The 22,154-nt window shown below is 47.0% G+C and carries 23 protein-coding genes, 1 rRNA gene and 1 riboswitch; of the genes, 15 read left to right on the forward strand and 9 right to left on the reverse strand.

Annotated features, from left to right (window positions below):
* Nucleotides 1-149, reverse strand: a 16S ribosomal RNA gene (locus IJ23_RS25470); the annotation flags it as partial.
* A 483-nt stretch (nucleotides 150-632) separates the two neighbouring features.
* Complete coding sequence (locus IJ23_RS20195; protein ID WP_033907183.1) at nucleotides 633-1,157, reverse strand: DUF3087 domain-containing protein; 525 nt, start codon at nucleotides 1,155-1,157, stop codon at nucleotides 633-635.
* A 160-nt stretch (nucleotides 1,158-1,317) separates the two neighbouring features.
* Between IJ23_RS20195 and trmY the strand changes: the two genes are divergently transcribed.
* On the forward strand, nucleotides 1,318-1,917 hold the full coding sequence (gene trmY, locus IJ23_RS20200) for a tRNA (pseudouridine(54)-N(1))-methyltransferase TrmY (RefSeq protein WP_017634347.1): 600 nt from the start codon (nucleotides 1,318-1,320) through the stop codon (nucleotides 1,915-1,917).
* A gap of 77 nt (nucleotides 1,918-1,994) precedes the next feature.
* Here the strand turns inward: trmY and IJ23_RS20205 are convergent, their stop codons facing one another.
* On the reverse strand, nucleotides 1,995-3,338 hold the full coding sequence (locus tag IJ23_RS20205; protein WP_033907184.1) for a TldD/PmbA family protein: 1,344 nt from the start codon (nucleotides 3,336-3,338) through the stop codon (nucleotides 1,995-1,997).
* On the reverse strand, nucleotides 3,338-4,723 hold the full coding sequence (locus IJ23_RS20210) for a TldD/PmbA family protein (protein WP_017820998.1): 1,386 nt from the start codon (nucleotides 4,721-4,723) through the stop codon (nucleotides 3,338-3,340). Before IJ23_RS20210 ends, IJ23_RS20205 begins: the two co-directional genes overlap by 1 nt.
* 311 nt (nucleotides 4,724-5,034) lie before the next feature.
* Nucleotides 5,035-5,142: riboswitch (TPP riboswitch) on the forward strand.
* 97 nt (nucleotides 5,143-5,239) lie between these two features.
* Between IJ23_RS20210 and thiD the strand changes: the two genes are divergently transcribed.
* The 8 genes from thiD to IJ23_RS20250 all read left to right on the forward strand — a co-directional run bounded on the left by thiD (nucleotide 5,240) and on the right by IJ23_RS20250 (nucleotide 11,772).
* Nucleotides 5,240-6,097, forward strand: a complete 858-nt coding sequence (gene thiD / locus IJ23_RS20215) for a bifunctional hydroxymethylpyrimidine kinase/phosphomethylpyrimidine kinase (RefSeq protein ID WP_005383329.1) — start codon at nucleotides 5,240-5,242, stop codon at nucleotides 6,095-6,097.
* Complete coding sequence (locus IJ23_RS20220) at nucleotides 6,087-6,842, forward strand: ABC transporter ATP-binding protein (protein WP_033907185.1); 756 nt, start codon at nucleotides 6,087-6,089, stop codon at nucleotides 6,840-6,842. Before thiD ends, IJ23_RS20220 begins: the two co-directional genes overlap by 11 nt.
* On the forward strand, nucleotides 6,835-7,635 hold the full coding sequence (locus tag IJ23_RS20225) for an ABC transporter permease (RefSeq protein ID WP_009706843.1): 801 nt from the start codon (nucleotides 6,835-6,837) through the stop codon (nucleotides 7,633-7,635). Before IJ23_RS20220 ends, IJ23_RS20225 begins: the two co-directional genes overlap by 8 nt.
* Nucleotides 7,636-7,682: 47 nt before the next feature.
* The gene (locus tag IJ23_RS20230) at nucleotides 7,683-8,633 is read left to right on the forward strand and encodes an ABC transporter substrate-binding protein (RefSeq protein WP_086027682.1); all 951 of its coding nucleotides are present in this window, start codon (nucleotides 7,683-7,685) and stop codon (nucleotides 8,631-8,633) included.
* Nucleotides 8,634-8,687: 54 nt separating this feature from the next.
* A complete protein-coding gene (tenA, locus tag IJ23_RS20235) occupies nucleotides 8,688-9,356 on the forward strand; it encodes a thiaminase II (protein WP_033907186.1) in 669 nt (222 codons plus the stop codon).
* A 12-nt stretch (nucleotides 9,357-9,368) separates the two neighbouring features.
* Entirely contained in the window at nucleotides 9,369-10,160 is a 792-nt protein-coding gene (gene thiM, locus IJ23_RS20240; protein WP_033907187.1) for a hydroxyethylthiazole kinase, read from the forward strand.
* A gap of 61 nt (nucleotides 10,161-10,221) precedes the next feature.
* Nucleotides 10,222-10,836 carry a thiamine phosphate synthase gene (thiE, locus tag IJ23_RS20245; RefSeq protein WP_033907188.1) on the forward strand — a complete coding sequence of 205 codons (615 nt, stop codon included), beginning with the start codon at nucleotides 10,222-10,224 and terminating at the stop codon, nucleotides 10,834-10,836.
* A 210-nt stretch (nucleotides 10,837-11,046) separates the two neighbouring features.
* Nucleotides 11,047-11,772 carry a phosphatase PAP2 family protein gene (locus IJ23_RS20250; RefSeq protein ID WP_033907189.1) on the forward strand — a complete coding sequence of 242 codons (726 nt, stop codon included), beginning with the start codon at nucleotides 11,047-11,049 and terminating at the stop codon, nucleotides 11,770-11,772.
* A gap of 70 nt (nucleotides 11,773-11,842) precedes the next feature.
* On the opposite strand, the gene IJ23_RS20255 is transcribed toward IJ23_RS20250, so the two are convergent.
* Together IJ23_RS20255 and IJ23_RS20260 are read right to left on the reverse strand one after the other, a co-directional pair.
* Complete coding sequence (locus IJ23_RS20255) at nucleotides 11,843-14,290, reverse strand: trimethylamine-N-oxide reductase 2 (RefSeq protein ID WP_033907190.1); 2,448 nt, start codon at nucleotides 14,288-14,290, stop codon at nucleotides 11,843-11,845.
* Between the two features lie 22 nt (nucleotides 14,291-14,312).
* Nucleotides 14,313-15,407 (reverse strand): NapC/NirT family cytochrome c, encoded by a 1,095-nt coding sequence (locus tag IJ23_RS20260; RefSeq protein ID WP_033907191.1) that lies wholly within the window; start codon nucleotides 15,405-15,407, stop codon nucleotides 14,313-14,315.
* 270 nt (nucleotides 15,408-15,677) lie between these two features.
* On the opposite strand from IJ23_RS20260, the gene IJ23_RS20265 reads away from it, so the two are divergent.
* The 5 genes from IJ23_RS20265 (at nucleotide 15,678) to IJ23_RS20285 (ending at nucleotide 18,554) form a co-directional block, all read left to right on the forward strand.
* The gene (locus IJ23_RS20265; protein ID WP_005374306.1) at nucleotides 15,678-16,193 is read left to right on the forward strand and encodes a GNAT family N-acetyltransferase; all 516 of its coding nucleotides are present in this window, start codon (nucleotides 15,678-15,680) and stop codon (nucleotides 16,191-16,193) included.
* A 9-nt stretch (nucleotides 16,194-16,202) separates the two neighbouring features.
* Nucleotides 16,203-16,934 (forward strand): glucose 1-dehydrogenase, encoded by a 732-nt coding sequence (locus IJ23_RS20270; protein WP_017821007.1) that lies wholly within the window; start codon nucleotides 16,203-16,205, stop codon nucleotides 16,932-16,934.
* Between the two features lies 1 nt (nucleotide 16,935).
* On the forward strand, nucleotides 16,936-17,406 hold the full coding sequence (locus IJ23_RS20275; RefSeq protein WP_033907192.1) for a GNAT family N-acetyltransferase: 471 nt from the start codon (nucleotides 16,936-16,938) through the stop codon (nucleotides 17,404-17,406).
* A gap of 119 nt (nucleotides 17,407-17,525) precedes the next feature.
* A complete protein-coding gene (locus tag IJ23_RS20280; RefSeq protein WP_017821009.1) occupies nucleotides 17,526-17,993 on the forward strand; it encodes an HAD family hydrolase in 468 nt (155 codons plus the stop codon).
* Between the two features lie 33 nt (nucleotides 17,994-18,026).
* The gene (locus tag IJ23_RS20285) at nucleotides 18,027-18,554 is read left to right on the forward strand and encodes a GNAT family N-acetyltransferase (protein WP_005374314.1); all 528 of its coding nucleotides are present in this window, start codon (nucleotides 18,027-18,029) and stop codon (nucleotides 18,552-18,554) included.
* A gap of 37 nt (nucleotides 18,555-18,591) precedes the next feature.
* On the opposite strand, the gene IJ23_RS20290 is transcribed toward IJ23_RS20285, so the two are convergent.
* The 3 genes from IJ23_RS20290 to IJ23_RS20300 form a co-directional block, all read right to left on the reverse strand.
* The gene (locus tag IJ23_RS20290; protein ID WP_258516053.1) at nucleotides 18,592-19,182 is read right to left on the reverse strand and encodes a type II secretion system protein; all 591 of its coding nucleotides are present in this window, start codon (nucleotides 19,180-19,182) and stop codon (nucleotides 18,592-18,594) included.
* Between the two features lie 153 nt (nucleotides 19,183-19,335).
* On the reverse strand, nucleotides 19,336-19,623 hold the full coding sequence (locus tag IJ23_RS20295) for a hypothetical protein (protein ID WP_005459922.1): 288 nt from the start codon (nucleotides 19,621-19,623) through the stop codon (nucleotides 19,336-19,338).
* A gap of 67 nt (nucleotides 19,624-19,690) precedes the next feature.
* Entirely contained in the window at nucleotides 19,691-20,590 is a 900-nt protein-coding gene (locus IJ23_RS20300) for a DMT family transporter (protein WP_025504708.1), read from the reverse strand.
* Between the two features lie 92 nt (nucleotides 20,591-20,682).
* Between IJ23_RS20300 and IJ23_RS20305 the strand changes: the two genes are divergently transcribed.
* Nucleotides 20,683-22,119 carry an aminotransferase-like domain-containing protein gene (locus tag IJ23_RS20305; protein WP_033907194.1) on the forward strand — a complete coding sequence of 479 codons (1,437 nt, stop codon included), beginning with the start codon at nucleotides 20,683-20,685 and terminating at the stop codon, nucleotides 22,117-22,119.
* The last annotated feature ends 35 nt before the right edge of the window (nucleotides 22,120-22,154 follow it).

The following is a 22,154-nucleotide window of genomic DNA, read 5'->3' on the forward strand; positions in this document are numbered from 1 at the left end:
AGATGTATATAAGTGACAGTTACTCACCCGTCCGCCGCTCGACGCCGTTATCGTTCCCCGAAGGTTCAGATAACTAGTTTCCGCTCGACTTGCATGTGTTAAGCCTGCCGCCAGCGTTCAATCTGAGCCATGATCAAACTCTTCAATTTAAGATTTTGTTCGGCTCAATGAATACTGAACATTACATAAGTAATGTTTGAATTGACTGTGCTGAATCTTTCGATTCAATGGTCACTTCGTTTCATTGAAACCTAATTTGATACCGCTTTCCGTTAAGAAAGAAATATCTAATTGGATTATCATCAACGAGTGCCCACACAGATTGATAGGTCTATATTGTTAAAGAGCTTGCTTCGTAAGCTTTGCTATCGAAGCGGAGGCGTATTCTAAGGAATTAATTTTCAGTGTCAAACACTTTTTTAAATTAATTTTTAGAAGTTTTCTTTCGCCTTCTTGCCAACCGCTTTTGCGTTTCCGCTTTGCCCTGACAACGGAGGCGCATTATAGGGAGATGATTTTTCTTGGCAACCCCTTTTCAGAAAAAAAATCAAAAAAAAGCGTCGAATGATTAAATCTCACTCAAACGCTTATTTTTAGCACTCAGTTGTTAACTTCAAGTAGCAAATAGGCAATCAATATGTGTCTAGCCAAGACTCTTCAAAGCCTGTGATATCGAGACTCATTGATTGCGCCGCTTCGATTTGCTCGATAGCCTCCAATTCTTTATTTACACTGCTCATCGTCAGTGTGTTGTTGTCTAGCTCAAACACCTGACTTTGAGTCGTATAGTAGAACTTAAGGATCGTCAGCGCTTTTACATCGCCATTGTTCGCGGCTGCTTTAATGCTTTTTAGTTTACGAAAGATCTTGTTGTGCAGCTGCTTGAGTTTCCAAACGTACAGCACTTCTTCCATGTATGGTCGAGTTTTAATTTGATTCAATAAAGAGAGGGAAGTTGCAACTGCGAGAACGACACCAATCAAATTCCAATGGAAATTGCCCGTTGATTGTTCTGGTACGACTTCAGTGTTGCCAAACAAAACAATCAACAAGGTACTAAAGGCAAGAGAGGAGATGGCGAGCAACGCAACAAAACCGCCAATCACAAGGTTTACTTTCTTTTTATAAATGTCTTTATTTATCTGTTTGATTTCCATATACCACTCCTAACAGGGTTGCCTCCTATTCTAGCCAGCACACCCAGCTCCACAATCGAAGCTTTGTAAGTAAGTTCACATTTGCTATTAAACTCGCATCCCTTCCCTGCTTGGGTATATACTTCCGCGCATTCACTCTTCCTATATAGAGGCTAAATTCATGCGCTCTTTTGTTTTACGAGCTCGCGCGGCGCCAACCACCAGCAAAGCACTGTTAGAAGGTGTTGGTAATGAAGCGCATACAGAGATTCTTGCTCATACCATGATGAACACGATGTTCGTTGCTCAATCACACCGTGAAGATGTGGTTGTTCACTTGGTTTTAGAAAGCACAAAAGATTTCTCACGCACCATTACTATTCGCTCCAACGACATCACCAACATTGGCGGCTTCCATGAGTCAACCTTGATTGCAGCAGTGGCTCGCGCTTTGGATGCTTCGGTTGGTATGGGTAAAGAGCAACTTCGTGAAGTCGAACCTGGTATTACCGTTCGTACAGTGAGCTTTGAACGCCTAGTACAAGAACTGGCAGAAGATCACCAACTATATATGCTGGATAAGAAAGGCGAATTTGTTCGTGATGCAGAAATTGGTGAAAATCCATGTTTCTTGCTAACTGACCATATACCGATGCCGAAAAAGTCTTTTAACAGCTTAAAGCGCCTTGGCACAGAGAAGATCAGCTTAGGTCCTAAGATGCTTTTCGCTTCTCAGTGTGTAGTATTGATCCACAATGAGTTGGACATACGCGAATTCTAGTTATTCGCGCACACGTTGCTAGATAATGAAAGAGGACTCTATTGAGTCCTCTTTTTGTTTCTATAGTAATGCTAAGTTTACTTACCACCAATGCTCAAACGAGCAAAACGAACGTCTGGCGAGAAGAAAGTTCGGCTATCGTTAATTAGCTGAGTATCACCTACTGCCTCAACTTCTTGCAGCATATTGTAGAAGTTACCCGCTACCGTGATCCCACGAACTGGTTGAATGCGCTTACCATCACGGCACAAGAAACCACTCGCGCCAAATGAGAAATCACCACTCACTGCATCCGCACCAGAATGGACACCTTGAAGTTCGACTAACTCTAGGTACTCACCCGCTTTTACTTCTGACGCACTGCTGTTACCCGTCGCAATCACTTTGTGATTCGCTGATACGTCTAGGCTCGATTTTGCACCGCGAGCGGCACTTGCTGTCGAGACTGCGCCCAAGTAACTTGCGGTCTGGCTGTTGTGTAGCAAGGTTTTCAACTCACCATTAGCAATCATGACATTATCTTGAGTAGCGAAGCCTTCACTATCAAAACTCGCGATTGCCATACCATTTGGCATGTAAGCCGTATCAGTAAAGGTAATTAAATCACTCGCAACACGTTGACCAAGCTTGTCACCCAGTGGCGTAATGCCTTTCATCGCGCTTACGCCAGAGAAAGCACTGCCGAAAGCACCGAATAAACTTGCTAGCGCATTGATGTGGAAAATAGCAGGGTAGTTACCTGTCGCAACCGGAGCGCCTTCCAGAAGATCACGAGCAAGGTTGTAGCCACCTTCTATACAGTAAGCTGGATTCAACTCATCAAAACGGCGACCAAGTGACATTCTACCCGCCATTGACTGTTTGCCGTCTTTTTCAAACAAGGTATACGCGTAACAAGTGAACGAGCGCTCGAAGTGTTGACACAATGTGCCTTGAGTATTGGCAATGATCAGTTGTGTTTCGCCATCGCTATAACCATTGTAAGGTGCGCTAGAAGCGTGAGGCAGAGCCACTACGCCTTGCTCAAGTGCGAGAGACAGTTCAATTTTTTCATCAACCGAAGTTGTGTCTTCTTGAGCAATCTCAGCCACGTCAGTCGTGATTTGGCTGTTCACACAACTAATGGTCTGATGTTCATCTTGCTTGGAAAAACGAGCGCTTTGCAGTGCATTAGTTAGCATTAAATCCAAGCTTGGTTGCTCTAGTGATTCAGAATAGCTTGTCGCGACACGAGCATCTTTAATAAGTCGAACACACAGCACTTGACTTGAGCTTACTTTGTACTCATCCAGCTTTCCTTGGTTCGCTTTCAGAGAAAAGCTGCTGTTGCGGTTTACAATGACGTCCGCTTCTGCACCTTGGCGTTTTGCTTCTGATAGGACGTAATCAACCGCATTGAGAAGTTGTTGTTCTTGGCTCATTAGTTACCGCCTCCTACCAGAATGTTATCGACTTTCAGCGTTGGCTGACCGACTGTTGTTGGCACTGAACCACTTACGGAACCACACATGCCCGGCGCAAGCGCCATGTCTTTGCCGACCATGCTGATTTCTTTTAACACTTTTGGACCCGTGCTGATCAGCGTTGCTGTTTTCAGAGGCTTGGTGATTTTGCCATTTTCAATGAGATAAGCTTCACGAACAGCAAAGTTAAACTCACCCGTACCCGGTTGAACCGAGCCGCCGCCCATCTTCTTCGCATAGATACCACGTTCAATGCCTGCAAGCATGTCATTAAGTGAATGCTCGCCCTCTTCGATAAAGGTGTTACGCATGCGCGAGGTTGGTGCGAACTTGTAGTTTTGACGACGACCAGAACCCGTAGGCTCATAACCTGTCTTCATGCCACCCATTTTATCGACCATGAAGCTGGTTAGCTTACCGTCTTTGATCAGTTGAGTGCGCTGAGTCTTCATACCTTCATCATCAATGTGAATCGAGCCCCATTCGTTGGTCATGGTGCCATCATCGACTGCATTCACTGCGGTGTGAGCAACCATTTCGCCCATCTTGTCGTGGAAGACTGATGCTTTCTTCGCAACTGAAGTGGTTTCTAGCAAGTGACCACATGCTTCATGGAAGATAACGCCGCCAAAGCCGTTACCAATCACCACCGGCATTTCACCCGATGGACAAGCATCCGCGCCAAGTTTTACTAACGCTTGCTGCGCGATAGTTTGACCTAGCTCTTTGGCATCAAGCTGTTCACTGAATTCCCAACCAGCAAGAGCGCCAGGACCTTCCATACCAGAAGACTGCTCATTACCTTTTTGCGCGACAGTGTTACCAGCAACACGAATGTAGTGGCGAGTATCGTCAACGTGTAGACCTTCTGAGTTGAAGATAGACACTTGTTGCTCGCGCTGAAGAACGCTGCCAATAAACTGGCTGATATGTTCACTCTCAGCACGTGCGGCTTGGTCAACTTTCAATAGAAACGCGATTTTTGAATCTAGGTTAGCATCCTTACCTAGCGGCATGCGGCAACCATGTTGGATTGGGTAGCGGTTCAAATTCAAAGAACCCGCTGACGCGATTTGCTCACGCTTGTCTTTTGCAGCAAGCAGCGAGGTTACGCGCTTTAGTTCGGCTTCATCTGTGCTGTTGGTGTAACCGTAAAGCACCTTATGACCGAAAAAAAGACGAATACCGATACCAAAATCGATACCCGAGTTAACCTTATCCACTTCACCAGATGCGATCTGGACAGTGTTGGTTTGGTGATGTTCAACGAATAGTTCAGCGAAATCAGCCCCCAAAAAGAGCGCATGATCGATCACTGACTTCGCTGTTACAGAATTAAGCATGAAGTCTCCTTGCTCGATGATCGTCTTAGCCTTCCTAATTAACTGTGAAAAAGTTCAACAAAGTTAAATTGGCAACACGTTAAATTTTAACAGTTTTTTAACCTTGTTTTGTGCTAATCCTTGCTTAACGAGACCACGATTATTTATTAAATATTCCAGGTTCTGCTCATTCACCAGAGCGTTGCACTAGTAAATTCCACCCAGCAAACCATTTAGGTGCTTACTTTATCACTCACCTCGCATAATTGAATACTCATTATAATTACGCTCAAAAAACGTATCCCTTCCGCAATGGTCCTGCTATCATCCGAACGAAATAGTCGGGGGGCCACACGACAAGTGTTGGCTGAGATCGAAATTCGAGACCCGTTGAACCTGATTCAGTTAGCACTGACGTAGGGAACTATGCACACTTTGCCTTTCGTCGCCCCTCTTAGGTAAGCGATAGCGATCGAAAAATCGATCTATCTGCAACGGTCAAAGTCAGTTCCTATACGTCTTGTAGTAGGAGCGACCATGACGCAGCAATCACAACCTCATTCACATCACACGCCAGCCTTGCCTACCCCTATCGTATTGACCATCGCGGGCTCAGACAGTGGTGGCGGTGCAGGTATTCAAGCCGACATCAAAGCGATGTCCGCAACCGGCAGTTTTGCTTGCTCGGTAATCACGGCGATTACTTCGCAAAATACCCAAGGCGTTTCTGCGATTTTCCCCATTCCTCTCGACCATGTAGAGAGCCAACTTGATGCAGTATTTACCGACCTCAACATCGTTGCAGTCAAAGTGGGCATGCTGGCAGATTCCAACATCATCAAAGTCGTTGCAGACAAAATTAAACAATACCAGCCAAAACACCTCGTGATTGACCCTGTGATGGTGGCCACCAGCGGCGATCTATTACTGGAACAGTCGGCAATCAGCACTTTAAAAGAAGAATTGATTCCGCTCGCAGACATCATTACCCCTAACCTACCCGAAGGCGCAGCATTGACGGGTAAGCCAATGCCTCAATCAGAATCTGAAATGAACGATATGATTACCGACCTTCGTGCGCTTGGCGCCAAAGCTATTCTGCTCAAAGGCGGTCACCTTGAAGAAAATGAAAACAGCAACGATCTGCTTATCATGCAAGACAGTGCCGAGTTAATTAGCGCCAAGCGATTTCCAACCAAAAACACTCATGGCACAGGCTGTACACTTTCTTCCGCCATTGCGTCTTATCTTGGCCAAGGCAACAACCTACACAAAGCGGTGCACCTGGGTAAGCAGTACATCAGCCAAGCTATCGCACACGCTGATGAATTGGATGTAGGTAAAGGCCATGGCCCTGTGAACCACTTTTTTGCGGGTCATACTTATGTTCGCTAACGCGATTGGCATTCAGCTTTCCGATGCTAGTCTGCGATACAAAGACAGCCAAACACCAACGCTAGCAGGGTTGAGTATGACTATTCCTGCTAATCAATGGACAGTGTTACTTGGTCGCAGTGGCTGCGGGAAAACCACAATATTGCGTTACTTAGCTGGCCTACTGGATGACCAAGTTGACTGGCATGGCGAACTCATCACAACGGATGGCGCTGCACTGCATGACCGTATCGCTTACATGGCTCAGCAGGATTTATTGCTACCGTGGTTGAATGTGTTAGACAACGTCTGCCTCAGTTCTCGATTTTCTCAAGTGCAAGCACCAGAGCAAAATAGACAACGTGCACTGACTTTACTAAGCCAAGTGGGACTCGCCGATTACGCGGATGCTAAGCCAGCTCAGCTCTCTGGCGGCATGAGACAACGTGTTGCCCTTGCTCGCACTCTGATGCAAGACAAGCCTCTAGTTCTGATGGATGAGCCTTTCTCTGCACTGGACGCGGTTACTCGTCATAAGTTGCAAACCTTGTCTGCCGAATTGCTGAAAGATAAGACGGTTGTTCTGATTACCCACGACCCACAAGAAGCGGTGCGATTAGCTCACCAACTCTATGTGTTGCAAGGCACACCTGCGCAAGCTCAGCACTTGGTCGTTCCAGACTCCAAGCCGCCCCGAGTTCTCGATGGAGAGTGCGCGGCGTTACAACAAGCGATTTTGGATCAACTGGAGAAAGACTATGAGTGATATGACTCAGTACAACTCCGTTTCGGCACGCATTAGTAAAAAAGAACGCGTGACCCATCCGGCTCTGCGCTTGGTCATTAGCACAGCGGTGATCTTGGGATTGTGGCAGTTGGTTGTTGTGGTATTCGACATGCCAAGCTTCATCTTACCTTCACCAATTGAAGTGCTGGATAGATTGGTCACTCGTTACGATGTCTTGCTCAAACATACTTGGGTTACCGCGCAAGAGATTTTACTTGGTTTGGCGCTTGGATTATCAATGGGTTTGCTGTTCGCATTGCAAATGCTGATGTTCGAACCGCTGAAGCGTTGGTTACTGCCCATTCTGATTGCTAGCCAAGCGATCCCTGTGTTCGCCATCGCGCCAGTACTCATGCTTTGGCTGGGTTACGGCATTGCATCGAAAGTCGTCATGGCGGCGATCATCATCTTTTTCCCCGTCACCACATGTTGCTACGACGGCTTACGTAATACACCAACAGGTTACCTCGACCTTGCCAAGACCATGGGCGCGTCTAAATGGCAGTTACTTCGTCATATTCAATTGCCAGCCGCCCTACCAACTTTAGCCTCAGGCATTCGTGTTGCCGTCGTTATTGCGCCGATTGGAGCAGTGGTCGGTGAGTGGGTAGGTTCAAGTGAAGGCTTGGGTTATCTGATGCTCCAAGCTAATGCTCGCATGATCATTGATGAGATGTTTGCGGCGCTGTTTATCCTAGCCGTGCTGTCTATCTCACTCTACTTCATCACCGATAAATTATTGAAAAAAGCCATCCCTTGGGAAAGCAAATAATTACAGAAAATAACCAAAGAAAATTGGGAAAGAAAAGGAAGAACCCCGTGAATAAAAACAAACTTATGAGCGCTGCTGCTCTACTCGCTTCAGTGGTATCAACCAATGTGCTTGCAGCAGAAAAAGAGATGACACTGATGTTGGATTGGTTCGTCAACCCAAATCATGGTCCTATCGTGATTGCCAAAGAGCGTGGTTACTTCAAAGAACAAGGTTTGAAGGTCAACATTCAAGAGCCGGCAGATCCAAGCACGCCACCTAAGTTGGTCGCGGCGGGTAAAGTCGACATGGCGATTTCTTACCAACCAAGCCTAACTATCGATGTCGCGGCGGGTTTGCCACTAATCCGCTCTGCGACTTTGATTGCTACGCCACTCAACACGTTGATGGTGCTGGATAACGGTAAGAATGAAAACCTTGGCGACTTGAAAGGCAAGAAGATCGGTATTGCGATCGCAGGCAACGAAGAAGCGACAATCGGCACCATGCTAGCGCAAGAAAACGTGAAGTTTTCTGACGTACAAATCATCAACGTAGGTTGGGCGCTGTCTTCGTCTCTTGCGTCTGGCAAGGTGGATGCGATTTGGGGCGGTCTACGTAACTTCGAAACCAACCAACTGGCACTAGAAGGTTATAAAGCTAAGGCCTTCTTCCCTGAAGAACACGGCGTGCCAGCGTATGACGAGTTAGTCTTCGTAGCCAATGCAAAAACCTACGACAAAGAAGCCATCAAGGCATTCAACAAAGCGCTAGAGCAAGCAACCACTTACATCGTTAACCATCCAAAAGAATCTTGGAAAGAGTTTGTTGCTTATTCACCAGACACGCTCAACAACGAGCTTAACCAACGCGCTTGGAACGACACGCTAACTCGTTTTGCTCTTCGTCCATCCGCAGTAGATCTGAAACGCTACGATGATTATGCGCAATTCATGTATTCACAAAAAATCATCGAAACACTGCCAAAAGCGAAAGATTACGTACCGAACTTTGACTAATTCTACTGACTTTGGGCTCTAAGCCTAGGGTCTTTTGATAACGAGATACCCATAATGAAATACCAAGATTTGATCGACGCTTGCCGCCAAGATTGGCAAGAATACACTGAGCATGCTTTCGTGCAGCAATTGGCGCAAGGCACTCTGGCTCAGCCTTGTTTTCTGCATTACCTAAAGCAGGATTTTCTTTTCCTAAAACAGTACGCACGAGCCTACGCATTAGCGATCTACAAAGCACGTACTTTGGATGACATGCGCCGTGCCTTACCAAGCGTACATGCATTGCTCGATTCTGAAATTGCCCACCACGTGACTTACTGTGAGCAATGGGGACTGACAGAATCCGACTTGGAAAACGAGCCAGAGGATTTCGGGACAGTAGCTTATACCCGCTACGTATTGGATGCTGGCATGACGGGCGACCTTGTTGATCTATACGCGGCACTAGCACCATGCTCTATCGGTTATGCCGTAATCGGTAAGATGCTGATTGAAGATGAGAACACGGTAATCGAAGGTAACCCATACGCAAGTTGGATCAACCTCTACGGTGGTGAGGAATTCCAATCTGGTGTCGCAAAAGGTGCAGAACACTTTAATCAGTTATTGGCGGAAATCGATATCAATAGTCAGCGTGGTCAAAACCTGATTCAGGTATTCAAAACTGCAACGCGTATGGAAGTGGCATTCTGGCAACAAGGTCTAAACGCTCAGCAAGATTAATCGGAGAGTCTCATGTTAATTGAACAAATCACCCAAGCATTAACCGCAGTACGCCAGCAAAAGCCATTAGTCGTCAACATCACTAACTACGTGGTGATGAATAACACAGCAAACGCACTATTGGCCATCGGCGCTTCTCCAATCATGGCGCACTCCAAGCAGGAAATGGCAGAGATGATGTCGTTCGCTGGCGCATTGGTTATCAACATCGGTACCCTAGACAGCGTTTGGACACCGCGTATGAGCTATGCCGTAGAGCAAGCCAATACCAATGGCAAAATCGTTGTACTCGACCCCGTCGGTTGTGGAGCAAGCTCACTGCGTACCGAGACATCACGTGAGATCGCACGCCTTGCAGACAAGTTGATCATTCGTGGTAACGCCTCAGAAATCATCGCTCTCGCTGGCGAGCAAGCACAAAGCAAAGGCGTCGATGCACTAGACAGCAGCGACGCAGCACTTGGCGCAGCAAACTTCTTAGTCTCAGAGTACGGCGCGAGCGTAGTGATTTCTGGTGAGACTGATTACATCGTCATGAAAGAGCAAACTGTGCAGCTAAACAATGGTCACGAGATGATGCCATACGTAACCGGAATGGGCTGTACACTCACGGCACTAACAGGCGCTTTCGCTGCTGTTGGTGATAACTCCGGACTTGCTGCTGCGGCGATACTGGGCGTTGTTGGAGAGATAGCAGCGGAACAAGCTCGCGGCCCAGGTAGCCTGCAAATGCATCTTTTGGATGAGCTTTACCAACTGGATGAAGAAACACTGGCAAAACGCCTAAAACTCCAAGTGAGTTAAGCTTTCTCTAACAAATACCGGCCTCTCACTCCCTGTAGATGAGAGGCCCAAAGGAAACAAAATGAACGCCTATCGTTTATATTTGGTCACCGATGACCAACAAGATTTAGCCACACTAAAGCGTGTTGTGAGAAAAGCCGTGGAAGGTGGCGTGACCATGGTACAAGTCCGCGAAAAACACGGCGATGTGCGTGCGTTTATCGAACGTGCTCAAGCCGTGAAAGACATCCTTAAAGATACCAATGTGCCTTTGATCATCAATGACCGCGTTGATGTTGCCCTGGCAGTTGATGCCGATGGGGTTCACCTCGGGCAATCAGACATGCCCGCAACTATCGCTCGTGAGTTGATTGGACCAAACAAAATCCTCGGCTTATCCATCGAAAATGAAGAGCAGCTTGCAGAAGCGGACTCTCTTCCGATTGATTACATCGGCTTGAGCGCAATCTTCGCGACGCCGACCAAAACCAACACCAAGAAGTTCTGGGCTATTGATGGCTTGAAGATGGCGTTAGAGACGACTTCACTGCCGATTGTTGCCATTGGCGGCATTAACGAAAGTAACATTCCGCAACTCAGCGCCACTGGTGTTCATGGCTTAGCTTTGGTTTCAGCGATTTGCCACGCAGAAGATCCAAAAGCCGCATCGGAATATTTATTAGGGTTGATGAGCTAACCTTGCTCACGCCTGAACAAAGCGCTTATGGATGAGCGCGTTTGCCTTTCAGTACTTTCAACAACCTCTCCTTTCACAACGAAGAGCTGCAATGTCACTTTCACGCTCGAATTGACAGAGCGTTGATAAGTTTTTCACGCCAGATAACGTAAGATAAGCCCCTTATTTTCACGTGGTTGAATAACCCTCAATAAAAACAAAACGCTCTCAATGAAAACCAAAAAATATGGATTGATGATGCTCGCCTTGTTTGTTCTTGGCATCATCCCAATGTCGCTGTTTGGCTCTTATCACAATCTCACTTCACAGGTGCCGGAAAGTCTGGGTATTACTTTTACTTTGCTCACAGATTCTGCTGGTAGCAAAGGCTTTTTAATTACGTTAACACTGCTACTGCTTTCTTTATTTCGCTTTAAACCAAGTCGCATTGAGTGGATGCAAAAACTCTCAATGTTAGGGTTGTTACTGGTGATTGGTTTTGCCAGCAAAACGGGTCTAAAACTGATGACAGAAAGCCCGCGTCCCTACGCCGAACTGCTTGCTGCAGAGCAATTGATTGAGCACCCAGACGCGTTTTATCAGTTGGATACAAAGCAGCAAGCCAACGTAATTAACCAGATTTCTGAACACGTCAGTGATAGGCGAACGCGCCATTGGCAAGGCGAGAAAGACTATTCTTTCCCATCCGGCCATACGATTTTCGTTTCGATTTGTTTGGCTTTCTTTGGTGGTTTGTTCTTACAGAACAAGTGCTATATCTCTGCACTGTCATTGTGGATGTGGGGAATGAGCGTCGCATATAGCCGCTTATGGCTGGGCATGCATCGCCCTGAAGATTTAATAGGCTCAGTCTTGTTTGTCGCGATTGTATTTACTTTACTCCCGACATTTCAAATTAAGAAACAGATGCCATTTGTTTCTCTCGCTTCGCGCTAATGTGAACGATTACTAGATAAAAAAGAAGCCAGCGATTCGCTGGCTTCTTGCTTTAAAACGCTACTTTTTTCTAACCATTTCTTGGTGGTTCAAACGCTGTTAGTTCTAATTCTGGGCCAGTGTATTTTTCAATACGAACCAGCGCCGAGTTCGCCGCACAGCCGTTTGCAAGTCGAGAGGTCGGAATATCCAACGTTAACACGTTACAACCGCCGTTCTTACAAATGCCGGTTTTAGGATCCAAATCCGGCCAACCGCCTTCATGAATACACACTGAACCTTGCTTGATTCGGTCAGTCACTTCTGCACCAACCAATACTTGGCCACGGTTGTTAAACGCACGAACTAGATCGCCCGTTTTAATACCACGCGCTTTCGCATCTTCAGGGTGAATCCAAATAGGTTCACGGTTTGCAATTGCGTACTCTTCGCGAATCTTCGCGTAGTTGAATTGGCTGTGTAGACGATGCGCTGCGTGAGCGGTCATTAGCTGCAACTCGCCATCTTTCGCAGTACCCGTGTACTCGGTTGGTGCCATCCACGTTGGATGTGGAGGACAGTCTTCCAACTGATAACCTTCAATGGTTTTCGAGAAGATTTCGATCTTACCACTTGGTGTACCGAGTGGATTCATGATCGGGTCTTCACGGAAATCTGCGTAACGAACAAACTGTGCGTTCTTCTCGTTCCACTTCATCTCGATCAGTTGGTTATCTTCCCAGAACTTGCTGAAGTTCGGCATTGCTACGCGAGAGCCACGGCCACCTTGTTGCGCCGCCTTGTAGAAGCCGTACAGCCATTCCATTTCGGTTTTGCCTTCGGTGTATACGTCACGGCCACCCGGAGCTAGCATCTCTGCCATGTCCGCGAATACATCGAAGTCATTACGCGCTTCACCTTGCGGCTCAACCACTTGCTTCATTGGCACCAAGTGTTGGTTACTGTAGTCACCCGTCATCGTTAAGTCGTTACGCTCGAACGATGTGGTGATTGGCAGAACAATGTCCGCGTGCTTCGCAGCCGCCGTCCAGTAAGGCTCTGAAATCACGATCAGTTCAGGCTTTTGCCATGCTTTAATCAAGCGGTTGGTATCTTGGTGGTGAGTAAAGTTCGCACCACCTGCCCACCAAATCATCTTGATGTCCGGGAACGTCAGTTCATGACCGTTATGGTGGTAGGATTGACCTGGGTTTTCCAACGCCTCGACAATACGCGCCACAGGGAAGCTTTGCACCGCGCCAGACACCGCCCAGTCGTTCCCCGCAGAAGAGCCGCCACCCAGCGATGCCGAAATCGCAGGAAGTACGCCAGCATCACGAGCAGGGTTACCACCGTTTGAGTAGTGGTAAGAGAAACCAAAACCACCGCCCGGTAAACCGATTTGACCCAACATTGTTGCCAGTGTAACCAGCATCCAGTGACGCTGCTCACCGTATTGTTGGCGCTGCATGCCCCAACCAGCCATCAGCATGGTGCGGTTTTTACTGAAGATGTCAGCCAGTAGCTCAAGTTGCTTCGCAGGTACGCCACAGATTTGTGATGCCCATTCTGCTGATTTTTCTACGCCGTCTTCTTCGCCCATCAGGTACGCTTCAAACTTGTCGTAACCTGCGGTGTATTTATCGAGGAAGGCTTTATCGTGCTTACCTTGTTTCACTAAGGTGTGTGCGATACCCATCATCATTGCCACGTCGGTCATTGGGTGAGGAGCAATCCACTCCGCATTCTCGCCAAAGAACTCGATGGTTTCAGAACGAATTGGGTCAATCGCAATGATCGTCTTGCCTGATTTTTTCAATTGATGGAAGAATTCAAGACCAGCACAGTCTGTTGAGCTCCACGCGATTTTTAGGGTGTTGATTGGGTTTAAGCCCCAAAGCACAACCACATCACTGTGCTCTAGTACCACTGGGTACGTGGTTTGTTGCTCGTACACTTCGATAGAGCCCACAACGTGCGGCATGATGATCTGCGCAGCACCCGTTGAGTAGTCACCCAAGTGGCCTGAATAACCGCCCGCCATGCTCATGTAACGTTGCAGCAAGGTTTGTGCTTTGTGCAGCACGCCACTTGAACGCCAGCCGTAAGAACCAGCAAACACAGAAGCCGGGCCATATTCTTTGCGAATTCGCATGTGCTGTTCGTGGATCAGCTTGTAAGCCTCATCCCAAGACACACGCACAAACTCATCACTACCGCGCACACCTTCTGGCGACGATGGGTTTGCCAAGTAACCTTTGCGAACCATTGGGTACTTAACACGCGCTTTAGTGTGCACTTGGTCAGGACCGGTGCTTTGTAGGCTGTTTGGTACCGTTTGTGGCAATGCGTTCGTGGTTGAAACCAGCTTACCGTCTTGCACTTCACACAGCATTGGGCCCATGCGGCCCGCCGTTAGAATGCCTTTGCCGCGAGCATTAGAAGAAGCAACAGACATAGGTGCAAATGAAGTGAATGCCATTGCACCAGCCGCCATACCAGTGCCTTTTAGAAATCCGCGACGGGTCATATTAGTCATAATCTTATCCTTCTATTTATCGTTAGTGACCAACCACATCTTTCGCGTGGTGCTGGAAGAACTTGGTTAGAATTTCTAGGTTCTCGGCTGAAATATCAGTTCGATCACCCATACTTTTCGCTACCGGTCCCCATGCATTCACTGTGAAGTGATTTGAAGGAATTTTCGCGTGACAAGTTGCACAGTAAACGTTGTCCAACTCTTCTGCGTATGACCATACTGGTTCAAGCGTGTCAACAACTGGAGAATCAATAGCGCCAGTTAGAGAAACCGCGCGCCATTCGTTGCCGTAAACATCTGCCTCAAATTCACCAGTTTCAAGCGCTTGTTGGCCTTGCTCTGTTAGCGTTGCAACGATGGCACGTTGACCTTCTCCCATGTAAAGCACTTGCTCTGCGCCTTTCATTTGGAATGCGTTCAACTTAACAGTGCGGTTGTCGCCTTTAGAGCTGATTACTTCCAACTTCGTCGTTGGGTTAATTTTACCCATCTCACCCATTGCGATTTCAGTCACAGGGTAAACAACCTTGGCATTAGGTGATGTTTTTGTGGTGAAGCTCATCAACGTTTCAAATGCCTTGCTGTCTAGCTCTGCTTCTGGTGCAAAGTGCGCCACACCTTTATGACAATCGATACACGTTTGATCGTTTGCTTTCGCGTAAGCGTGCATCTTCGCCGCATCACGTGATTGCTCAAACTCTTCCATTGCATCGAAATCATGACACGAACGACACGTCGCTGAATCATTTTCACGGAACTGAGCCCATACCGTTTCAGCCATATCTTTACGATGTGCTTCATATTTCTCTGGCGTGTCGATCTTACCTGTCACAAATTCATGGTAGATGTCTTTCGACGCGCGAATTTTGGTGATCAGGTAATCCATTGGTTCTTGAGGAATATGACAGTCAGAACATTCCGCGCGAATGCCTTTCGCATTACTGAAGTGCACTGAGCCTTGGTACTCTTTGTAAGGGGTTTCCATAGAGTGGCACGAGAGACAAAATTCAGTATCTGAGGTGTAATGCATTACTGCCGCACTCCCCCCCAAAGTTAACCAGCCCACACCAATGCCGGCAGCAACCAGCAGTGCAACATATCGTTTTTTTATTGACATAATTAGCAACACTTCCAAATAAAATGTAATTATAGGTCGCAAATTACTACTTTATGGGTAGTCCTCTCTTGATCCACATCATTTCCGTGTTGCTCTGTATGCCTCAAGTATGAAATTTTGTTATTTGCATCTCAAAGATGAATATATGGCAATAATCCATTACCCAGCCAACTATTCACCACATAAATCACTTTTATGAATGCAACTATTTGATTAAACAGATAAGAGGATGAGAGACTGAATCTCCACATTGATGCAGTAAGGACACGCATGTCAGTTTATATCGAGACGCACAGAAGCCAATTAAGACCCATCAAAGCCAGTGACTGGGAACTCTTTCAACGATTACTTTCCGAACAAGAGGTTATTGCGCTCTGTTTCGATCGTCCCAGCGAAACAGAAATAAGAGAAAAATTTGCTTCGCGATTATTACCATGGACCCCAAATTGCCAGCATTGGCTTTGCCTTGTAATACTCGATAAGCAATCTGAACAACCCATCGGCATCACTGGCTTTGCTATTGAAAACGGTAAGGCAGAGGTAGGTTACTTACTTTTGCCGGAATTTCATGGCCAACAGTTTGGAACAGAAACTCTTCAAGCGCTTCTATACTGGGCAACCTCGACACATAACATCAACCACTTTTCCGCGACGGTCACTGAAGGCAATATTGCATCAGAGCGTGTCCTGATAAAATGTGGTTTCGAACTCATTGAGGTCATTCCAGACGCATACCAAATTGGTGGCAAACCCTACGCCGATAAAATCTACTCACTACATAAATAAGGACGTATTTTGAATAAAGTAGTCATCATTACCGGCGCAAGCCGAGGCATTGGAGCCGCAGCGGCAAAAAAGCTGGCCGAGCAAGGCTATCGCGTTTGCGTTAATTACCGCACTCAGCAAGAGGCCGCCGACCAAGTTGTGGCAGAAATACAAGCAAACGGTGGAAAAGCGATTGCCATCGCCGCAGACGTAGCCGATGAGAAGCAAGTGCTCTCCTTGTTTGATGAAACAGAACGTGAATTTGGTGCAGTGACGCACTTGGTCAACAACGTTGGCATCCTATTTACTCAATCGCCTTTGTCAGAAATCAGCTTGGAACGCTTTCAGAAAGTAATGAACACCAATGTGAATAGCTGTTTTCTCTGCTGTCGAGAAGCGGCGAGGCGATTCAGTGCAGGCGGTGCAATTGTGAATGTCTCCTCTGGAGCATCGCGCTCAGGCGCGCCATTTGAGTATGTCGATTACGCCACATCAAAAGGCGCGATGGATACCTTAACTAAAGGGCTCTCGCTAGAGTTGGCAGAGCGCAATATTCGCGTCAATGGCGTTCGACCTGGTTTCATTTACACTGATATGCATGCCGACGGCGGAGAACCAAACCGAGTAGATAGACTCAGCCCTCAAATTCCTCTTAAACGCGGTGGCACGGTAGAAGAAGTGGCAAATGCGATCGCTTGGCTATTAAGTGACGAAGCCTCTTATGTCACAGGATCATTTATCGATATTGCAGGGGGCAGATAGAATGCAAGTCCATATCCGACAAGCGATTCCCGATGATTTAGACGAAATTTTTCAGCTTAATTTTCAAATTAATTCACTGCATTTTGCAAATGCGCCAGAAGCCTTTGTTGCGCCTTCAGAAGCTGACCGCGAATTTCTTGCACAAGCACTAGAGAACAAAGAGCGACTCTTTTTGATTGCCGAACGCGAACAGCAAATTCTCGGCTTCTTAACCGCGATGATCACCCAAAACGACACCGTCAGTTTTCTGATCAAAGACCCAATTTGTCGCGTGGGAACAATTGTTGTCGATGAAGCGCAAAAGCAGCAAGGAATCGGCCGCCAACTGCTCCAAACCTGTGAGCAATGGGCGCGCGATGCCAATGCCACACAAGTTCGATTGGAAGTGATGGAATTCAATCAGCCAGCACAGCGCTTTTACGATAATCAAGGTTTTAAAACTAACTCACGCATTATGCTGAAACATTTGTAACGATAACGACAATTAAGCGCTTTTCACGACTAAACCCACCTAAATCGCATTTATCGATGCAATTTACCCCCCTGATTTTAGAAAAAGACGATATGATGTGCGGATAAGGAGATTCGAACATGATTTATCTTTTCGATTGGGGGAACACCTTGATGGTAGATTTCCCTCACGCACAAGGAAAAATGTGCGATTGGGAACACGTAGAAGCTGTTCCTCAAGCCAGAGAAACACTGGCAATACTTTCCCAAAATCATCCCATCTACATTGCGACCAGTGCATCTGATTCCAACATGGAAGAGGTTCAGCGTGCATTTGTTCGCGTCGACTTAGACCAATACTTAAATGGCTATTTTTGTTTTGCCAACCTCGGTATCGCTAAAAACCTACCTGAGTTTTATCTCGCCATCGCAAAACAGTTAGGGGTTAACGTGAGTGGAATAACCATGGTTGGCGATTTACCTCACAAAGATATTTACCCTGCGATGAAAGCGGGCGTAAACACAATTTGGTTTAACCCAACGGGCGCTGATGCACCAGCCGAAGCCATTCCTAACCAAATTCGTTGTTTATCTGAGCTTATCCCCTAACCGTTACTAACCTGCACTAATCAAGGAAGATGAATGCAAATCAGATCCATCAAGGTGAGCGATATCGCGCGCTTCACCGCGCTGTGGAATCGAGTGTACTCCGAAGGGGAATTTTTGATTTCTCCCGCACCCGATAACGCAACGCTTCGCAGAATCCTGCAACGTGTGGAAAACGAGTCCATCCCTCAGTTTGTCGCGTTTGACCGCCAAAAACTTATCGGTAGTGTTGAAATCTACCCAGCTGAGATGTGCGGTTACGAAAGAGGGCAACGCCTTCGCGTCGGTATTCTTGGTATTCACATCGACAAAAACTACCGAGGCAAAGGATTGGGGCGGAAACTATTGGCAGTCGCGATCGCACGTGGTTGGGAATTTGGTTACGACCAAATCGCACTCTACGTATACACAACCAACACACCAGCGATTGCTTTGTATGAACGGTTTGGATTTGAACATCAGGGGGAACTTGGGGAAGTGACCTTGCCAAATGGTAAAGTCTTGATGAGTCAAAAAATGGTATTGTATAAAGCGCAAAGCCCTTCGAAAAACCCCGATTTGTAGAGTCACGATAACCGTTGTTCGCAACACTTATTCGGGATTAACACCCTTGCGTCACATACCCTCGAACAATTGAATCGTTAGAGGCTTGATTCACGTAGTAGAAATAGCATGCCTCTTCTGCCAGTGTGTAACCTTGCGGCCAAATGTACACCACGCGATCAACGCCCGATTTATCTAAGAACTGATAATCAGGAATCGCGACAAAATGAGCGCTGTTTGGGTGCTGCTGACCGATGATGCAAAAATCACTGCCTTTGCACGGCACGTCAATTTTCGAGTAGCCTCTGGCAGGCAGGTCTATTTCTAATAAAGCACGAATACTGTCGGCGCTGGCTTCTGGCATGCCTTTGCGTGTTTTGACTTGTCGGTCAATGTAGTGAACGTGCTCTTGGTCGTAAGCGTTATCAATCACAGATTGAGCATGGAAGAATTTGAGAGCCGTACCTAAAGAAGACTGAGAACTGTGCAGCATCGCAGCGTATGCTTGGCGATGAATATCGAGTAGTACTGGTAAAGCAGCTAATGCGATGAAAGCCAAAGTGGTGAGCACTATGGTGATTTCCATCAGCGTAAATCCCTTTGATTTCACGTTTCCTATCTCAACTAGCCCAAGACAATAGCCCCACATCCATGTGAGACCGAGCCAATATATCGCCAATTTCTTACGATTAAAGGCCCAAGGGGTAAGAAGAGACAAACACCACTCAAACTTGAGAACAGTAGCCAAAGAGCAGTGCAACAAAACGACGCTATGTATCAGATATTAGACGGTTTTCACTCTCTAGCTATTGAGTAAAGGCACATTATTTCGCACCAGACCACGACGAACATTCGTGCACATTTTGCCAAAACGACGAATCTCATCGAATTGCGGAACAATGCCGCGCTCCATAGCCGATTCCCAATAGCTCAGCTCTGAATCCACCATTTCCAGTAACTTCTTCGGACAACCGATGCACTGCCCTTCCGGCCCACACACAAAGGTTTCCGGTTCGTAAATCGGTAGTTCAGCTTTTACTTGGTCGATGATATTACGCATCGCGGTCATTCGGTCTGGCTTTGCCGTCATCACTCTGCTCCACGGATTAAGATGAGGCAGAATTGTACTCACTGGCACGTGAATGTCCCTACCTAATTTAGGTATATTCCGTTTTGATAGCCTTTTTTATCGTCAGATCTGGTTTTTTAACCACCAAATACACCGCCGTAGCTGCTAGGACAAAGCCAGAAATGCCCATCCAATCAAACGACTCTCCAAACGCGAGCCAAGCTTGAATCGCCGTCGTTGGCGGCACTAGGTAAAACACAGACGCCACACTCGAAGACGCCCCATTTCTCACCATGTACAGCAACAATAGAATCGCCACACAAGAGAGCACGACGACCAACCACAACACGGTCAAAATAAACTCCAGTTCCCATTGCACTTGCATGGTTTCAAACTGCATCGCAACAGGCAGAAACATGATGAGCGCGGCTAAATATTGCACTGTCGCACCACCAACCATATCCACTTGTTGGCAATGTTTTTTCTGATACAGCGTCCCTAGCGTGATACCAACCAAAGCCAATAAACACAAACCAATGGCCAACACTTTGTGCTGCTCGGATTGCCACTCCATTTTGCCCATCAACACCATAGCGATACCGACAAAACCAAGAGCCAAACCCAGCCATTGCGAGGGTTTAAATTCCTCACGAACAAACGCCACCAGCAAAGCCGCGGTTAAAATCGGCTGAATGCCCACCAGCAACGAACTCAACCCCGCAGGCATACCCAAAGCGATAGCGAAATAAGTACCGCCCAGATAGAAACCGTGGATTAACGCCCCAACCACGCAGCTGTGCCAAAAATCTTTTCCTGTCGGCAACCTTCTACGCAATACCGCCACAAGAACCAAAAACAGTAAGACATTGAATGCCATACGGATAGAAAGTAGTGTCGCTGGCTCGGCATATTGCAAACCAAAACGCGCACCAACAAATCCAGAAGCCCAAAGGATGACAAATACAAAAGGGATGGCTCGGATTAACATGTTCGCCTCACTCACGCTTGTTTTATGTTTTGAGATGCTGCTAATGTAATTAGGTACAGTGTTTTCAAAAAGTGACAGATGGAAGTGTTTTTATGGGTACAGATTTATTGGGAAGCGGTGAAGGGAATAAGTACCTCGTGGTGGAAAAACACCTCAAACAAGCCATCAATGGTGGCGTTTATCAAGCGGATGATCGACTGCCCTCCATTCGCTCATTGAGCCAAGAGTTAAACGTCAGCAAAAACACCGTGATTCGTGCATATCAAGAGCTGGAAGCGCAAAACTTGGTGTACTCGGTTCCCAAATCGGGTTATCGAGTGAAAATCGCCTTGCCGACCTCTCGCTCAATTCCGGATCCGACTCGTGTGGATTTGCTCTCGATCTGTAAAGAAATCCTCACGTACCCTGAATACCAAGAGCGTTTGCCCGCTGGCTCTGCCCACCCAAACATTGATTCCCCCGCGATCAAAAGCTTGTACGCCGAGATTGGCCGTCACAGCCGCCAGCAAACGCATGTACCGAGCCATTACCAGTTGCCACCCGGTGATCACCTCTTAATTAAACAACTGGCGAAAATCACGCAAGATTTGGGCACGCCAGCCAAATTGGATGAAATCATGGTGACGCACGGCGCGCAACAAGCAATAAGCCTAGCGCTGCGCGCAACGACACAAAAAGGCGATATCGTCGCGGTGGAGTCTCCTTGTTATTTTGGCAACTTATTGATGCTCGAATCACTCGGCCTCAAAGTGGTGGAGATCCCGAGTTGCCCACGAGACGGTATGTGCCCCGAAGCCTTAGCAAAAGCAATGGCGACATGGGACATAAAAGCGATCATCGTAACACCAAACTTCACCAACCCTACTGGTGCTATGATGCCGCTAGAAAAGCGTCAACAATTACTATTGGCGTCCGGCAATATTCCTATTATCGAAGACGATGTGTTTGGCGGGTTAAGTTATGATAAGCCGTTGCCAAGCTTGAGATTGCTCGATGACAAGCAACGCGTAATTTACGTAAATTCGTTATCCAAAACGCTCGATTCGCGTTTGAGAATTGGTTGGATGTTGGCGGGGCGATATCGAGATCAAATTGAGCAATATCTACTGTGTGAGAACATGGGCAGTTTGAACCTGATGCAATCCGCCGTGGCAACGTTTCTAACGTCAGGCAAGTATCGAACGCATACTGCGCGAATGGGTCGGGTTTATCAAAACAACATGCGACGATTTATCCAGATGCTTCATCAATACTTGGATGAATACGAACCTCTAAAAAATCGATACCAGATCAACGCCGTACAAGGCTCGTTCTTACTTTGGTTGCGACTGCCCGAAGACACGGACAGCTATGCGTTGTATCAAGCATGCAATAAGCACAGAATCAGCCTACTTCCCGGCACCGTATTTGGCACTCAAGGGCAATATCGGCATTGCGTACGCCTCAGCGTGGCAAACTTTGGTCATGAAACCGATTGGAGTCAAGCGATGCAAACACTGGCAAAATTGATAGCAAAGCATGCCTGTTAACTCGCTCTTGCTAAATGAACTTATGCCTACACACG

This window comes from Vibrio sp. OY15 (assembly GCF_000742455.1).
In the GTDB taxonomy this organism is placed as follows: Bacteria; Pseudomonadota; Gammaproteobacteria; order Enterobacterales; family Vibrionaceae; genus Vibrio; species Vibrio alginolyticus.

Coding starts and splice junctions, on each gene's coding strand:
- IJ23_RS20195 (WP_033907183.1), bottom strand. CDS start 1,157: ATGGAAATCAAACAGATAAATAAAGACATTTATAAAAAGAAAGTAAAC.
- trmY (WP_017634347.1), top strand. CDS start 1,318: ATGCGCTCTTTTGTTTTACGAGCTCGCGCGGCGCCAACCACCAGCAAA.
- IJ23_RS20205 (WP_033907184.1), bottom strand. CDS start 3,338: ATGAGCCAAGAACAACAACTTCTCAATGCGGTTGATTACGTCCTATCA.
- IJ23_RS20210 (WP_017820998.1), bottom strand. CDS start 4,723: ATGCTTAATTCTGTAACAGCGAAGTCAGTGATCGATCATGCGCTCTTT.
- thiD (WP_005383329.1), top strand. CDS start 5,240: ATGACGCAGCAATCACAACCTCATTCACATCACACGCCAGCCTTGCCT.
- IJ23_RS20220 (WP_033907185.1), top strand. CDS start 6,087: ATGTTCGCTAACGCGATTGGCATTCAGCTTTCCGATGCTAGTCTGCGA.
- IJ23_RS20225 (WP_009706843.1), top strand. CDS start 6,835: ATGAGTGATATGACTCAGTACAACTCCGTTTCGGCACGCATTAGTAAA.
- tenA (WP_033907186.1), top strand. CDS start 8,688: ATGAAATACCAAGATTTGATCGACGCTTGCCGCCAAGATTGGCAAGAA.
- thiM (WP_033907187.1), top strand. CDS start 9,369: ATGTTAATTGAACAAATCACCCAAGCATTAACCGCAGTACGCCAGCAA.
- thiE (WP_033907188.1), top strand. CDS start 10,222: ATGAACGCCTATCGTTTATATTTGGTCACCGATGACCAACAAGATTTA.
- IJ23_RS20250 (WP_033907189.1), top strand. CDS start 11,047: ATGAAAACCAAAAAATATGGATTGATGATGCTCGCCTTGTTTGTTCTT.
- IJ23_RS20255 (WP_033907190.1), bottom strand. CDS start 14,290: ATGACTAATATGACCCGTCGCGGATTTCTAAAAGGCACTGGTATGGCG.
- IJ23_RS20260 (WP_033907191.1), bottom strand. CDS start 15,407: ATGTCAATAAAAAAACGATATGTTGCACTGCTGGTTGCTGCCGGCATT.
- IJ23_RS20265 (WP_005374306.1), top strand. CDS start 15,678: ATGTCAGTTTATATCGAGACGCACAGAAGCCAATTAAGACCCATCAAA.
- IJ23_RS20275 (WP_033907192.1), top strand. CDS start 16,936: ATGCAAGTCCATATCCGACAAGCGATTCCCGATGATTTAGACGAAATT.
- IJ23_RS20280 (WP_017821009.1), top strand. CDS start 17,526: ATGATTTATCTTTTCGATTGGGGGAACACCTTGATGGTAGATTTCCCT.
- IJ23_RS20285 (WP_005374314.1), top strand. CDS start 18,027: ATGCAAATCAGATCCATCAAGGTGAGCGATATCGCGCGCTTCACCGCG.
- IJ23_RS20290 (WP_258516053.1), bottom strand. CDS start 19,182: ATGTGGGGCTATTGTCTTGGGCTAGTTGAGATAGGAAACGTGAAATCA.
- IJ23_RS20295 (WP_005459922.1), bottom strand. CDS start 19,623: ATGACGGCAAAGCCAGACCGAATGACCGCGATGCGTAATATCATCGAC.
- IJ23_RS20300 (WP_025504708.1), bottom strand. CDS start 20,590: ATGTTAATCCGAGCCATCCCTTTTGTATTTGTCATCCTTTGGGCTTCT.
- IJ23_RS20305 (WP_033907194.1), top strand. CDS start 20,683: ATGGGTACAGATTTATTGGGAAGCGGTGAAGGGAATAAGTACCTCGTG.